This window comes from Caballeronia sp. LZ003, assembly GCF_031451465.1.
In the GTDB taxonomy this organism is placed as follows: Bacteria; Pseudomonadota; Gammaproteobacteria; order Burkholderiales; family Burkholderiaceae; genus Caballeronia.
The window spans coordinates 1,511,407-1,526,549 of the sequence record NZ_JARUXJ010000001.1; the positions used below are offsets into that span (position 1 = coordinate 1,511,407).

Sequence of the window (15,143 nt, forward strand, 5' to 3'; positions counted from 1 at the left end):
ATGAGCGACAAGTCAATAGCCAAGCAAGGCCGCGTCACCGTGGTCGGCAGTCTGAACATGGATCTGGTCGCACGCGCGCCGCGTTTGCCGAAACCCGGCGAGACGCTCGCAGGCCACGCGTTCGCGCAAGTGCCGGGCGGCAAGGGCGGTAATCAGGCGGTGGCGGCCGCGCGTCTGGGCGCGGAGGTCGCGATGATCGGCTGCGTCGGCGACGACAGCAACGGTGCGACGCTCAAGACGAGTCTTGAGGCGGAAGGCATCGACTGCGCCACGGTGGCTCTCAGCACCGACGCGCCGACGGGTGTCGCGCTCATCATCGTCGACGATGCGAGCCAGAACGCCATCGTGATCGTGGCGGGCAGCAACGCTCAGGTGACGCCCGAGAGCATCGCGTCTCAAGAGGCGCTTCTTGCGCGCGCCGACGTAATCGTTTGCCAGCTGGAAACGCCGCCGGACACGGTGCGCGCGGCGCTTGCCGCCGGCCGGCGCCTGCAGCGCACGACCATCCTCAACCCCGCGCCCGTCGCGAACGAGTTGCCGGCCGACTGGTTCGGCCTCGTCGATTATCTGATTCCGAACGAACTCGAAGCCGCGACGCTGTCGGGCATTGCCATTTCCACACCCGACGATGCGCGCCGCGCCGCGCACGCGCTCCGGCAAAAAGGCGCGCGCAACGTGATCGTGACGCTCGGTGGGCAGGGCGTCTTCGCGCTGCTCGAATCAGACGGTAACGGTGACGACGGCGGCCAGCACTTGCCTTCGCCGAAAGTGCAGGCTGTCGATACCACCGCGGCGGGCGATACCTTCATCGGCGGATTTGCCGCAGAACTCGCGCGCGGCTCGGCGGTGCTCGACGCCATTGGTTTCGGCCAGCGCGCCGCCGCGCTTGCGGTCACGCGTGAGGGCGCGCAGCCTTCGATTCCGCATCGCAGCGAAATTTCCGCATAAGTGTTCAGTTTTCACTGAAAACCGGCGCGTAGCTTGCGCCGTTCTTTTCGTCTGATGAAATAAATATCCTCAAGCCAGTCCCTTTCGCGCCGTTTACATAGTAAGCGAGCGCAGAAGCGCCGCTACGCGAATCGGTTGCGGCGACTCTCCGCGCGCGCCGGCCCTCACCTGGCTACGACCGCATTGACGAGCGGCATGGGACGACACATGAACAAGGCTTTGACCATCAAGGCGCGCATCGGCATCTCGATGGCGTTTCTCGGCGCGCTGCTGATCGCCATCGGGGCGCTCGGCCTCAGCGGCATGAATCACTCGAACACCGCGTTTCTCGATACCTACTCGAATCAGATGCCGAGCGCCATCGCCGTCGGCAACACCGAGATGTACGCCATGCGCGAACGGCTCGTGTTCGATCGCGGCGCGCTGCTCGCGGGCACGGCGGAAGTCGCGGCGACCATCGAGCGTTCACGCCTGATGCGCGAGCGCGCCGATGGCTTCTGGAAGCAATACACGGCGCTGCCGCAAGAGTCCGGCGAAGCGCGCCTCGCGGAAGCGGCGCAGGCCAAACGTCTCGAACTGCAGCGTGAGCTCGACAAGGGCCTCCAGGCCGTTGCCGCCAACGACCACGACGCGATCATCGCTTCCGCCAAGTCGATGCAGGCGATCTACAACGATTACGCCAACGCCAACGAAACGCTGCGCAAGTTCCTGTCCGAGTCCTCGCACAAGAGCTACGAAGACGCGCAGAGCCAGTTTCTGTGGTTCCGCGCGGTCGCGATGTCTGCCATCGCGCTCGGGCTGGCCGCGGCGGCGTTCGCGTGGGTTTCGCTCCGACGCGCCATCGCGCGCCCGCTCGAAGCCGCGCTCGGCCATTTCGAGGCGATTGCCGCGGGCGACCTGCGCCGTGAAGTCGTGGTCACTTCGCGCGACGAAATGGGGCAATTGCTCGAAGGACTCGCCAAGATGCGCGCAAGCCTTCTGACGACGGTTCGCACCGTGCGCTCGGGCAGCGAATCGATCGCATCGGCCACGCAGCAGATCGCCGCCGGCAATACCGATTTGTCGTCGCGTACCGAGGAACAAGCATCCGCGTTGCAGGAAACCGCGTCGAGCATGGAAGAGCTGACCGGCACGGTCCGTCAGAACGCCGACAATGCGCGTCAGGCAAGCGCGCTCGCGGCCAACGCGTCGGAGATCGCGGGCAAGGGCAACACGGTCGTCAGGCAGGTCGTCGATACCATGGGCGAGATCAACCGCAGTTCGTCGAAGATCGCGGACATCATCACGATCATCGAGGGCATTGCGTTCCAGACCAACATTCTCGCGCTCAACGCAGCCGTGGAAGCGGCCCGCGCGGGCGAGGAAGGGCGCGGCTTCGCGGTGGTCGCGGGAGAAGTGCGCTCGCTTGCACAGCGTTCGTCGGCGGCGGCGAAGGAAATCAAGGAGTTGATCGATACCTCGGTGGCGCGTGTGCAGTCGGGCACCACGCTCGTCGATGAAGCGGGCCGCACGATGAACGAGATCATCGGCGCGGTGCAGCGCGTGACCGACATCATGGGCGAGATCGCGGCGGCGTCGGAGGAGCAGTCGAGTGGTATCGACCAGGTGTCGCTTGCGGTCACGCAGATGGACGAAGTGACGCAGCAGAATGCCGCGCTCGTCGAGGAAGCGGCAGCAGCGGCGCAATCGCTGGAAGATCAGGCGGGACGTTTGCGTCAGGCGGTTGCGGTGTTTCAGGTAAATGAGGGTTTCAGCGCGGATGCGCCTTTGGCTTCGGCTTCGGTGAGCGCCGCCAGGCGCGTTACGCGCAAGCCAGCGGCTGTGGCGGCAAGCAAGCGCCCCGTCCCCGCCAAGCCTTCGCAGGCAGCAAAGCCGGCTGCCACGCCGGCGGTTGCAGCGGCGGCTGCAAGCGGGGATTGGGAGACGTTTTGAGCCCGCTGCGGTAACGGAACTTCGCCGTCGCGCGCATGGCGGCGCCAAGTCTAAAGCCGGAGGTGCGAACGCAAGACGCACCTGTCGCCATCATCGAGCGCGTCCCCGTACACTGATGCCACCGCATCATCTTGCATACGAGGACTATCGACATGACCGGATCGACACTCGCCGCACAGCTTGTGGACGCGCGCCGGCAGCATCGGAGCATCGAGACGCTTGCGCCGCGCGACATTCCCGCCGACGCGCCCACGGCCTATGCCATCCAGCACGAGACGCTGCGTGCGGCAAACGCGCGCATCGGCGCATGGAAGATCGGCGCCCGCGCGCCCGATGCGCTCGCCGCAGGCGCACCCATCGATGCAGACCTCGTGCATGTATCGCCTGCGCGACTCGCGTTCGACTCGTTTTTTCACGTACTGGTGGAACTCGAAATAGCGTTTCGCTTCGCCTACGCGCTGCCGCCGCGTAGCGACCCTTACAGCCACGCCGAAGTCCTCGACGCACTGGGCGGCATGGCGGTCGCACTCGAAATCGTCGATAGCCGCCTAGCGCAATGGCCCAACGTCGACCCACTCGCGCAACTTGCCGATTCGCAGAACAACGGCGCGCTTATCGTGAGCGGCATGGAGCCTTATGAGGTCGTATCGGCGGGCTTCGACTTCTTGTCGCCGCGTATCGAATTGACACTCGATGGCCTGCCGATTGCTCCGGCCGCGCAAGGCAATCCAGCGGGCGATCCGCGCGTCTTGCTGCCGTGGCTCGTCAATCATTGTTCGCGCATGGGACTGACGGTCGAACCGTTCTGGACCATCACCACGGGTTCTTATACGGGCGCTTATCGCGTGGAAGGTCCCGCGATGGTGCATGGCGCGATCGACCGCATCGGCGAGCTCGAACTCGTTCTTACCTGACGCTTCATGTCACGTCGCACCACGCGTTCATAGAGTCCACACGCCACGCGCGGTTATTGCCACAACAGCCGCGTTATTGCATCTGACATGCATGCGCGCACGTATGAGTCATGAGAAGGAAACAACAGCGTACGGCGCCCAACGATGCTGGCGGATGAAGGCAGGGTGAGAGTGACAAAAGCGCGGTCATGCGTACAGGCGGCGAGAACGCCGCGCAAGACCATGTGCAAAAGAGGAGATTGGGATGAGGATTGTAGGGCACCGAAAATAATTCGTGTAGCTAGCACTTCTTCTCAGATGGATAGCTTCGCAAGTGCGTGAAAAAAAATTCGAAAGGGTTTAGGATGAATTCAAGCGATGTCGTTTCGATTACGCGCGTTGCGCACGGCATAGCTTTCTGACTTCGGCGAGGAGGTAGCATGGATATCTACAGCAGTTTCGCGACCCGCTTCGAAAAAACCCGCGAGGAGGAATTCTCGCTCGAAGAGTATCTCGCGCTCTGCAAGGAAGATCCTGCCACATATGCAACAGCGGGCGAACGTATGTTGACGGCCATCGGGGAACCCGAGTTCGTCGACACGAGACTCGACCCGCGGCTTTCGCGTGTGTTTGCGAACAAGGTCATCAAGGTGTATCCGGCATTCCGTGAGTTCTACGGAATGGAGGAAGTGATCGAGAACGTCGTGTCGTATTTCCGGCACGCGGCGCAGGGTCTGGAAGAGAAGAAGCAGATCCTGTATCTGCTGGGTCCGGTGGGCGGCGGCAAGTCGTCGATCGCCGAACGTTTGAAGCAGCTTGCCGAGCGCGTCCCGTTCTATTCGATCAAGGGCTCGCCCGTCAACGAATCACCGCTTGGCCTCTTCGATTACGACGAAGATGGTCCCGTGCTCGAGGAGCAATACGGCATTCCGCGCCGCTATCTCAAGAGCATTTTGTCTCCGTGGGCCGTGAAGCGCCTGCACGAGTACAACGGCGACATCCGCAAGTTCCGCGTGGTGCGTCGCTATCCTTCCATTCTTCGTCAGATCGGCATTGCCAAGACCGAGCCTGGCGACGAGAACAATCAGGACATCTCCTCGCTCGTCGGCAAGGTGGATATCCGCAAACTCGAAACCTATTCGCAAGACGACGCGGACGCATACAGCTATTCGGGTGGCCTGTGCCTCGCCAATCAGGGCATGCTCGAATTCGTCGAAATGTTCAAGGCGCCGATCAAGGTGTTGCACCCGTTGTTGACGGCTACGCAGGAAGGCAACTTCAAGGGCACGGAAGGCTTCGGCGCGATCCCTTTCGACGGCGTGATTCTCGCTCACTCGAACGAGTCGGAATGGAAGGCGTTCCGCAACAACAAGAACAACGAGGCACTGCTCGATCGTATTTTCGTCGTGAAGGTGCCGTATTGCCTGCGCTACGGCGAAGAGGTCAAGATCTACGAAAAGCTTCTGCGTAACTCGTCGCTGGCCGAGGCGGTATGCGCGCCCGGCACGCTCAAGATGATGGCGCAGATGGCCGTGCTCACGCGCTTGGCTGAACCTGAAAACTCCAGCCTCTTTTCGAAGATGCAGGTGTACGACGGCGAGAACCTCAAGGACACGGACCCGAAGGCGAAGTCGTATCAGGAGTACCGCGACTTTGCCGGTGTGGACGAAGGCATGACAGGCGTGTCCACGCGCTTCGCGTTCAAGATCTTGTCGCGCGTCTTCAACTTCGACTCGTCGGAAGTCGCGGCGAATCCGGTGCATCTCATGTACGTGCTTGAACAGCAGATCGAGCGCGAACAGTTTCCGCCGGAGACGGAGCAGAAGTATCTGTCGTTCATCAAGGACGTGCTGGCTTCGCGCTACGCTGAATTCATCGGCAAGGAAATTCAGACTGCTTATCTGGAATCGTATTCGGAGTATGGACAGAACATCTTCGACCGTTACGTGACGTATGCCGACTTCTGGATTCAGGACCAGGAGTTCCGCGATCACGATACCGGTGAAAGTTTCGACCGTGCCTCGCTCAATGCGGAACTGGAAAAGATCGAAAAGCCGGCAGGCATCAGCAACCCGAAGGATTTCCGCAACGAGATCGTGAACTTCGTGTTGCGTGCGCGGGCGGCCAATGGCGGCAAGAACCCGGCGTGGATCAGTTATGAGAAGCTGCGGGTGGTGATCGAGAAGAAAATGTTCTCGAACACCGAAGAACTTCTGCCGGTCATTTCGTTCAATGCGAAAGGTTCGGCCGAAGAGCAACGCAAGCATGAAGACTTCGTCAATCGCATGGTCGCGAAAGGCTATACGCCGAAGCAGGTCCGGCTGCTCTGCGACTGGTATCTGCGCGTGCGCAAGTCGTCGTAAGCAGGACGCGGCATGCTGTAATGTAGGTCCGCGCCGCTCGGGACCGAAGTTTGCACCGCAAGGTGTGACTTCCTGAGCGGCAAAGCGGGCACTTTGCGAGAGAGAGACGCTGGCATGCCCTTCGCGGCAGGCCCAAGGCTCGCGCAGCGCCTCGCATCCTCGCCATCAACGCGGGAGACTGAATGTGCTGCACCAGATCATCGACCGCAGGTTAGCTGGTAAGAACAAGAGCATCGCCAATCGCGAGCGCTTTCTGCGACGCGTCAAGAACTACATTCGCCGCGCGGTTTCGGACGCGGTGCGCGATCGCAGCATCAAGGATATTCAGAGCACTCAGAGCATCACCATCCCCAAGAAGGATATCGCCGAGCCCTCGTTCCGTCATGGACCGGGCGGCAAGCGCGAGTATGTTCATCCGGGCAACGCCGACTATATTCGCGGCGACAAGATTCCGCGTCCGCAAGGCGGTTCGGGCGGCGGCGGCAAAAGCGCGAGCAACGAAGGCGAGGGCCAGGACGACTTCGTGTTCGAACTGTCGCGCGAAGAATTCATGCAGTACTTCTTCGACGATCTCGAACTGCCGCGTCTCGTGAAGACGCAACTGCTCGCGGTGCCCACGTGGAAGAACGTGCGTGCGGGCTGGGCGGCGGAAGGTACGCCGAATAACATCGACGTGGTGCGTTCGCTGAGGAGCGCGCTCGGGCGGCGTATCGCGCTCGGCATGCCGCTCACCGCGCAACTGCGCGAGATGGAACGTCAGCTCGAAGCACTCAAGAGCGATAACGCCGATCCCGAAGACATCGCGCGATTGGAAGCGGACATCGTGATCCTGCAGGGCCGGATCACGCGTATCCCATTCATCGACCCATTCGATCTGCGATATGTGAATCGCGTCAAGCAGCCCACGCCGTCGAGCAAGGCGGTCATGTTCTGTCTGATGGACGTTTCCGGCTCCATGGACGAGCAGCGCAAGGACTTGTCCAAGCGCTTCTTCATTCTCCTTTACCTGTTCCTGCAGCGGAACTACGAGAAAATCGAAGTGGTGTTCATCCGCCATCACACGCGAGCCGAGGAAGTGGACGAAGACACTTTCTTTCATTCGACCGAAAGCGGCGGCACCGTGGTGTCGAGCGCGCTCGAACTCATGAAGAAAATCATGGACGAGCGTTATTCGCCGACAGAATGGAACATTTACGGCGCGCAAGCATCGGACGGCGACAACTGGACCGACGATTCCCCCAAGTGCCGCAAGCTCCTTTCGGACGACATCCTGCCGAAGGTACGTTATTTCGCCTATATTCAAGTTGCGCCAGAAGAGCAAAATCTGTGGGTGGAATATGCGCAACTTGCGCTCGGCGCGCCTGAACTGGCCATGAAGAAGGTGGACTCCGCCGCGGACATCTACCCCGTGTTCCGCGAACTCTTCGAAAAGCAACAGGCGGCTGCATGACGAAACGGAATGTGCAGAAGGAAGCGCAGAAGGCTCGACCGGATGGCACGGACGATCGTGCGGTTGCATCGACGTTGGAACTGGAAGAAGGGAAGGAAGCAGACAAGGAAGTAGTCGAAGACAAGGCGTCCGAGGAGACGCACAAGGAAGGCAGGATGAATGTTGCAGAAAAGCGGCCGCTGCCGTGCCCGTCCGACTGGACCGTCGAGATGATCGAGGAATACGACGCCGAGATATCGCGCGTCGCCAACCGATACGGGCTCGACGTCTATCCCATTCAGCTCGAAATCATCAGCGCCGAACAGATGATGGATGCTTATGCCTCCGTCGGCATGCCGGTGAATTATCGGCACTGGTCGTTCGGCAAGCACTTCTTGTCGACCGAGAAGAGCTATCGGCGCGGGCAGATGGGTCTCGCGTATGAGATCGTCATCAATTCGAACCCATGCATTGCGTACCTCATGGAAGAGAACACGATGACGATGCAGGCGCTCGTCATCGCGCACGCGGCCTACGGGCACAACTCCTTCTTCAAGGGCAATTACCTCTTTCGGCTGTGGACCGACGCGCACGCAATCATCGACTATCTCGTGTATGCGAAGAATTACATCGCCGAATGCGAGGAGCGCTTCGGGCTGGATCGCGTCGAGGAACTGCTCGATTCCTGCCATGCGTTGATGAATTACGGCGTGGATCGCTACAAGCGCCCGCAGAAACTTTCGCTTGCGAAGGAAGCCGCGATGCGGCGTGAACGCGAGCAATATCTGCAGTCGCAAGTCAACGAACTCTGGCGCACCTTGCCGAATCGCAAGGCACAGTCCGCCGAGGAAATCGAAAGCCGTTATCCGCCGGAGCCGCAGGAGAACTTGCTGTACTTCGCGGAAAAGAACGCGCCGCTGCTCGAACCGTGGGAGCGCGAAGTCATTCGTATCGTGCGCAAGGTCGGGCAGTATTTTTATCCGCAGCGGCAGACGCAGGTGATGAACGAAGGCTGGGCCACGTTCTGGCACTACACGCTGCTCAACACGCTCTATAACGAAGGCCGGCTCGAAGACGGCTTCATGATGGAGTTCCTGCATTCGCACAGCAACGTGGTGTATCAGCCGCCCGTGACGAAGCCGTATTACAGCGGGATCAATCCGTACGCGCTCGGCTTTTCGATGATGAGCGACATTCGCCGCATTTGCGAAAACCCGACGGATGAGGATCGCGAGTGGTTCCCCGAACTCGCGGGCAGCGACTGGCTCGAATCGCTGCACTACGCCATGCGCAACTTCAAGGACGAGAGCTTTATCGCGCAGTATTTGTCGCCGCATCTGATCCGGGAAATGCGCCTGTTCTCGATTCTCGACGACGACATGCGCGATTCGCTCGAAGTCTCGGCCATTCACGACGGCAGCGGTTATCGCTATGTGCGGCAGGCGTTGTCGCGCCAATACGACATACATCATCGCGAGCCGAACATTCAGGTCTATTCGGTGAACACGCGCGGCGACCGCAGTCTCACGCTGCGCCACTTCATGACGGACAACCGGCATCTGTCGAACGACAGCGACGAAGTGCTCAAGCACATGGCGCGCTTGTGGCAGTTCGACGTTTATCTGGAGAGCGTCGATGAAAATGGCACGGTGAGAAAGCGCTTCGACTGTCGGTACACGCCGCCGAATCACGCGCGCTGATCGGTAGCTTTAAAGAAAAACGGCTCCTCGCGGAGCCGTTTTTTTCTTGTCCGAAGCAGGCTTCAGATTTCCTTGCCTTCCTCGTCTTGCGTGAAGATGTCCCAGCTTGCCATGAAGAGCGCCGCAACCAGCGGCCCGATCACGAAGCCGTTGATGCCGAAAAGCGCCATGCCGCCGAGCGTCGAAATGAGCACGACCCAGTCAGGCATCTTCGTGTCCTTGCCGACGAGAATCGGGCGCAGGACGTTATCCACGAGACCGATCACGACCACGCAAAATCCAACCAGCACGAGCCCTTGCCAGATCTGGCCGGTCGCGAAGAAGTAGATCGCCGCGGGCGCCCAGACCAGCGCCGCGCCGACCGCGGGCAGGAGCGAGAGAAACGCCATCAGCACGCCCCACAAGAGCGAGCCGTTGATGCCGAGAATCCAGAAGATGAGCCCGCCCAGCAAACCCTGCGCGGCGGCGACCGCGATATTGCCCTTGACCGTCGCACGCACGACGGTCGTGAACTTCGCGATCAGATGCTGCTTCGGCGCCGGATCGAGCGGCAAGGCGCGACGGATGCGCCGGCCTATCTCGCCGCCATCGCGCAGCAGGAAAAACACCAGATACAGCATGACGCCGAAGCTCACGACGAACTGGAATGTGTTCTGGCCAATGGACAACGCCTGCGCCGCCGCGAACTGGCTGATCTGCGCCGCGCCTTCCATGAGTCGACGCTGGATGCCAGGGATATCGTCGAGACCGTAGCGCCCGAGCATCTGCTGCACCGAAGTCGGCAGCGCATGCAGCACGTGCTGAAAGTACACTCCGAAATTCAGGTCGCCGCTCTTGATGCGCGCGTAGACAAGCGCGATTTCCTGCACGAGCGTCACGGCCACCACGGCCAACGGGATGATGACGATGAGAATCGCCGCGGCCAACGTCGTCAGCGCCGCGAGGTTGCGCCGCTTGCCGAAGCGCACGGTGAGCCACCGCTGCATTGGCTGGAAGAGGATAGCGAGAATCGCGCCCCAGAAGATCGCGCCGAAGAAGGGCAGCAGCACCCAAGCAAGCGCGAGCGTGACGACGAACAACAGGATATGAAAGAAGCTTTGATGGACGGACTGATTATTCATTGGGACCGGTTAAGCGGAAGGGGAGCGGGCAGCGCCGCTCGAGTTCGCGCATGCTAGCACGCGGCTGCCGACGTCATTTATGCACTGCGTTGGAGCGCTGTTTCGACCGGCGGTTCGGTCAGCGTTCCACCATTGACACCGCACTCGACTAAAATCCGGCTTTCATTCCTTGCGGACCGCTTCCGGTCTCAATCGAGCCGGATGCAAAAGCAATGCGCGTTCCACGTGCGTGCCACGGTGCGCTTTATGTATCCAACAATGAATCCTGGTGTCGTCTACGCATTCGCGGCCTTCGCGCTTTGGGGCCTGTTTCCGATCTACTTCAAGGCGTTGCATTCGATTAGCGCGCTAGAGATGGTTGCGCACCGCATGGCCTGGTCGCTGATCTTCCTCTTCATCGTCCTGACGGTGCGGCGTCAGTGGCGCTGGCTCGGCCCGGTGCTGCGCGACAAACGTCTGCTTGTGCGCTTCGCGGCGAGCGCCGTGTTGCTATCGACGAACTGGGGCATTTACATCTGGGCGGTAAACGACGCGCGAATCGTCGAGGCAAGTCTTGGCTACTTCATCAATCCGCTCGTCAACGTGCTGTTCGGAATGGCCTTCCTGCACGAGCGGTTGCGGCCGATGCAGTGGTTCTCCGTTGTCATCGCCGCGCTCGGCGTGCTGTGGCTCACCTGGGTGAACGGCGCGCCGCCCTGGATCAGTCTCGCGCTCGCGTTGACTTTCGGCGGCTACGGGTTGTTGCGCAAGACGGCGAAGCTCGGCGCGCTCGAAGGGCTCACGCTCGAAACCATGTTGCTGTGTCCTGTCGCGCTGCTTTATTTATTCGTGCTCGGCGCGAACGGACATAGCGGTTTCCTGGATGCGTCCGTGGGCATCGAGGTGCTTCTCGCGGCGGCCGGGCCGATCACCGCCGTGCCGTTGCTGCTGTTCGCGGCCGGCGCGCGGCGCATTCCCTTGTCGATGCTCGGCCTGATTCAGTACATCACGCCGACGCTGCAGTTGCTCATCGGCGTGGTGATTTATCAGGAGGCGTTCGGGCATGACCGTCTGATCGGCTATAGCGCGATCTGGGCGGCGTTGGCGATTTATTCGCTCGAAGGCTTGTATCGGGCGCGGCCGGGGCGAGGGTGATCAACGCAACGCGTCACCCCATCGGTACTCCACCGTCAGATCGTCGAGCTTCGCCTTGAGTTCGGTATCGATCGGCTGCTCCACTGTCGCGAGCGTCTCGTCGAGCTGTTCGACGCGGCTTGCACCGATGATCGCCGAGGTCACCGCCGGATTCGCCAGCACCCATGCAAGCGATGTGCTCGCAAGCGACCGGCCGTTTTCCTTCGCCACATCTTTCAGCTTTTCGATGGTCTGGAACTCGCGCTCATGCCAGTAGCGCTGCTGATACATTTCTCCTGCCTTGCCGACCGTCGCGGTAAAGCGTCCGTCCGAAGGCGCGGCGTCGTGCTTGTGCTTGCCCGTCAGCAAGCCACCCGCGAGCGGGTTATACGGAATCACGGCGAGCCCTTCTTCCACCGTCAGCGGCAGCAGTTCACGCTCGATCTGGCGAAACAGCAGGTTATAACGCGGCTGAACGGAAACGAAGCGGGCGGTGCGCAGTACATCGGCGCGACCTAGCGCACGTGCGAGCCTGTACGCCAGAAAATTCGATACCCCGACATAGCGTGCCTTGCCGCTTTTCACGATGGTATCGAGCGCTTCGAGCATCTCGTCGAGCGGCGTGTCGCGATCGTCGTTATGCAGTTGATAGAGATCGACGTAGTCGGTGCCAAGACGCTTCAACGACGCATCGATTGCATCGAGCAGATGCTTGCGCGATGCGCCCTGATCCCATGTAAGCGGCCCCATCGCGTGCACGGCCTTGGTGGCGAGAATGTATTGATGCCGCCGGCCCTTCAACCAGCGTCCGACGATTTCCTCGGTGCGGCCCGCGAGGTCGTTCGTCGCGCCAAGCGGATAAACGTTGGCGGTGTCGATGAAATTGACGCCCGCCTCGGCCGCGCGATCCATGATGGCGAACGACGCGTCTTCCTCCGTCTGCAAACCGAAGGTCATCGTGCCGAGGGTGAGACGCGAGACGGTGAGACCGGTGCTGCCGAATTTGCGATATTGCACGATTGCGCTCCCGAGGTTGAATAGCGATCGACAGGATAGTCTTTATGCGTGCGGCGCGCTCGGGGCTACCCGGGCGCACGCCGCTATCAGCGCGCGGCAGGCGCGGGCGCGGCGGCGCGCGGCGCGTTGTCGAGCCGTCTGAACACGAGACCCGATAGCAACGTCACCACGCCCATGCACAGGAAGCTCAGTCTGAAACCGATCGCGCCCGAGCCGAACTGATGCTCGAACACCTGCACGAGCGACCCGCCGATCGACACGCCAAGCCCGATCGCAAGCATCTGCACCATCGAGAAGAGGCTGTTGCCGCTGCCCGCATCCTTGATGGAAAGGCCCTTGAGCGTGACGCTGTTCATCGCCGCGAACTGCATCGAATTGCAGGCGCCGAAGAGCGCGAGAATGGCGATCTCCACGACGAGCGGCAGCGACGGCGAAAACAACGCAAAGCCGATGATCGACGCGCCCACCAGCGCCGTATTCACCAGCAGAAAATTGTCGTAGCCGTAGCGCTTGACGAGGCCCGCGATCCAGCGCTTCGACAAGGTGCCCGCGAACGCGATAGGCAGCATCATCAAGCCGGAATGCAGCGGGCTGTAACCGAGTTCGAGCTGCATGAGAAGCGGCAACAAGAACGGCACCGCGCTCGACCCGATCCGGCACACCAGATTGCCGATCAGCCCGACGCTGAAGTTCGGCTCGCGAAAGAGCGCGAGATGAAAGAGCGGATTGCGCTTTCTGCGCGCATACGGGATATACGCGAAGGCCGAGACGGCGGCCACGACGAACAGCGCCGCCGACACCAGCCCGCGATGCGTTTGCACCGGACTATCCAGCGCCAACGAAAACGCCACCATGCACAGGGACAAGAGCCCGCAACCGACGAAATCGAAAGGCGGCGCGTTCCTGACGGCGTCGTCGGGAAGAAAGCGCCGCACGGCATAAAGGCCGACCGCGCCGATCGGCACGTTGATCAGAAAGATCCAGTGCCACGTGAACGACTGAACGAACCAGCCGCCGAGCGTCGGACCGAGAATAGGGCCGACCTGTCCGGCAACCGAAATCATCGCGAGCGCGGACACGTAGGCTTCGCCCGTCATCGTGCGAAGAATGGCAAGGCGGCCGATTGGCAGCAACATCGACCCGCCGATGCCTTGCAGCACGCGCGCCATGACGAGTTGATCGAGCGTGTGGGCGCTCGCGCAGGCAAGCGAGCCGATCACGAACAACGTGATCGCGACGAAGTACACGCGCCGCGTGCCGAAGCGGTCGGCGAGCCAGCCCGAAGCAGGCGTGAAAAGCGCCATCGTGAGCGTGTCGGCAACGACGATGGACTGCATCGCGAGCGGCGCCGCGTGCAGATCGCGGGCGATGGACGGCAGCGCCGTATTGACGATGGTCGTGTCCAGCGCCTGCATGAAGAAGCCCACGGCGACGATCCAGAGTAGAGCCGTGTGCGATGACAGTTTGTTCATTTGAGGGGCGAAGTGGCAGGATGCGGCGCGCCGCGAAAGCCTGATGAAAGGCCAGTGAAAAGCCCGTCAGCGCGGATTGTGAAATGTTAATGACTCCGCGCGCTATCGGGAAGACCGCTAACCGCATTGACTGTGATCGTGATTTCCGATCACAATGCCGCATGCTGAATCCCGTGTGGCTGACCACCTTCGCGACCGTGGCCACGTCGCACAGCTTTACCGACGCCGGCCGTCAGCTCGGTCTGCGCCAGTCGAGCGTCTCCGAGCACATTCGACGCCTCGAAGAAAGCGTCGGACGAAGGCTCCTCGTGCGCGATACCCATTCTCTCGCGCTCACGGCCGACGGAGAAGCCATGCTCGTTCACGCCCGCGTGATTCTCGAAGCGATGGCGCATGCGCAATCGCAGTTCAGTTCGCCGCGGCTGCGCGGACGCGTGCGGCTCGGTTCATCGGACGATCTGGCGCTCGGGCCGCTGCCGAGCGTGCTTGCCGCCTTTCGCGACACGCATCCGGATGTCGAACTGGAGATCACCATCGGCATGACGGGACGGCTGTATCAACTCGTCGATGCTGGCGAACTCGATCTTGCCGTCGGCAAGCGCCGTATCGGCGATGCGCGCGGCACGCGGCTGTTCAGCGGCCGACTGGAGTGGCTTGCAAAGCCAGGCACCATCGTCGATACGACTCAGCCCTTGCCGCTCATCTTGGTCGCCGAGCCGAGCGTGACGCGCGCTGTGGTACTCGATGCGCTCGCCATGGCCGGCGCGAGCTGGCAAACCGTCTGCACGAGCAGCAGCCATGCGGGCTGCATCGCGGCGGCGCGCGGCGGACTCGGGCTCACGGTGCGTTCGCATTTTCTGGCGGGACGCGGACTCGCGCCGCCTGTGAATCGCGAAGCGTTGCCGGGATTGCCGGAGGTGGAGTTCATCGCGTTCGGCGCGAAACATCTGAGCCGGCCCGCCGAGACCCTGCTTCAGTTGCTCGAAAGCAGCGACCTGCGCGGCGAATGGGACGGCGAATGAACGCTTCGACGAGAAGCGAAAGAGGGCAGGCGCGAGATGTGCGGCGGTTGTGCCGCAACAACGTGCAGCCGGTGCGATTGGCCTTCGCCGATCGCTTCTTATATATTGAGCGGCGTTCGAAGCGGCCAACCCA

12 protein-coding genes are annotated in these 15,143 nt (G+C 61.4%); 8 read left to right on the forward strand and 4 right to left on the reverse strand.

Translation table 11 applies throughout. From position 1 onward, the window contains the following. Positions 1–948 (forward strand): ribokinase, encoded by a 948-nt coding sequence (gene rbsK / locus QCE79_RS06630; RefSeq protein ID WP_309842835.1) that lies wholly within the window; start codon positions 1–3, stop codon positions 946–948. A 207-nt stretch (positions 949–1,155) separates the two neighbouring features. Then, positions 1,156–2,880: a methyl-accepting chemotaxis protein gene (locus QCE79_RS06635; protein ID WP_309842838.1), complete on the forward strand. Its 1,725-nt coding sequence runs from the start codon at positions 1,156–1,158 to the stop codon at positions 2,878–2,880. 50 nt (positions 2,881–2,930) lie between these two features. Here the strand turns inward: QCE79_RS06635 and QCE79_RS39310 are convergent, their stop codons facing one another. Beyond that, positions 2,931–3,257: a hypothetical protein gene (locus tag QCE79_RS39310; protein WP_404989129.1), complete on the reverse strand. Its 327-nt coding sequence runs from the start codon at positions 3,255–3,257 to the stop codon at positions 2,931–2,933. On the opposite strand from QCE79_RS39310, the gene QCE79_RS06640 reads away from it, so the two are divergent. From QCE79_RS06640 to QCE79_RS06655, 4 genes are all read left to right on the forward strand, one after another. Beyond that, the gene (locus QCE79_RS06640) at positions 3,252–3,794 is read left to right on the forward strand and encodes a hydratase (protein WP_404989131.1); all 543 of its coding nucleotides are present in this window, start codon (positions 3,252–3,254) and stop codon (positions 3,792–3,794) included. The genes QCE79_RS39310 and QCE79_RS06640 overlap by 6 nt on opposite strands. A 419-nt stretch (positions 3,795–4,213) precedes the next feature. Then, positions 4,214–6,136 (forward strand): PrkA family serine protein kinase, encoded by a 1,923-nt coding sequence (locus QCE79_RS06645; RefSeq protein WP_244827879.1) that lies wholly within the window; start codon positions 4,214–4,216, stop codon positions 6,134–6,136. A gap of 184 nt (positions 6,137–6,320) precedes the next feature. Beyond that, positions 6,321–7,586, forward strand: a complete 1,266-nt coding sequence (locus QCE79_RS06650; RefSeq protein ID WP_244827878.1) for a YeaH/YhbH family protein — start codon at positions 6,321–6,323, stop codon at positions 7,584–7,586. Positions 7,587–7,741: 155 nt separating this feature from the next. After that, positions 7,742–9,265, forward strand: coding sequence for a SpoVR family protein (locus tag QCE79_RS06655; RefSeq protein WP_250492406.1), 1,524 nt, complete (start codon positions 7,742–7,744; stop codon positions 9,263–9,265). A gap of 62 nt (positions 9,266–9,327) precedes the next feature. Here the strand turns inward: QCE79_RS06655 and QCE79_RS06660 are convergent, their stop codons facing one another. Next, on the reverse strand, positions 9,328–10,386 hold the full coding sequence (locus tag QCE79_RS06660) for an AI-2E family transporter (protein ID WP_244827876.1): 1,059 nt from the start codon (positions 10,384–10,386) through the stop codon (positions 9,328–9,330). A gap of 258 nt (positions 10,387–10,644) precedes the next feature. Between QCE79_RS06660 and rarD the strand changes: the two genes are divergently transcribed. Then, entirely contained in the window at positions 10,645–11,520 is an 876-nt protein-coding gene (gene rarD / locus QCE79_RS06665; RefSeq protein WP_309845222.1) for an EamA family transporter RarD, read from the forward strand. Here the strand turns inward: rarD and QCE79_RS06670 are convergent, their stop codons facing one another. Together QCE79_RS06670 and QCE79_RS06675 are read right to left on the reverse strand one after the other, a co-directional pair. Continuing rightward, a complete protein-coding gene (locus QCE79_RS06670) occupies positions 11,521–12,516 on the reverse strand; it encodes an aldo/keto reductase (protein ID WP_309842846.1) in 996 nt (331 codons plus the stop codon). It abuts the gene before it with no gap. An 86-nt stretch (positions 12,517–12,602) separates the two neighbouring features. Beyond that, positions 12,603–13,988 carry a DHA2 family efflux MFS transporter permease subunit gene (locus QCE79_RS06675; RefSeq protein WP_309842849.1) on the reverse strand — a complete coding sequence of 462 codons (1,386 nt, stop codon included), beginning with the start codon at positions 13,986–13,988 and terminating at the stop codon, positions 12,603–12,605. A 161-nt stretch (positions 13,989–14,149) separates the two neighbouring features. Between QCE79_RS06675 and QCE79_RS06680 the strand changes: the two genes are divergently transcribed. Beyond that, on the forward strand, positions 14,150–15,010 hold the full coding sequence (locus tag QCE79_RS06680) for a LysR family transcriptional regulator (RefSeq protein ID WP_244827873.1): 861 nt from the start codon (positions 14,150–14,152) through the stop codon (positions 15,008–15,010). The last annotated feature ends 133 nt before the right edge of the window (positions 15,011–15,143 follow it).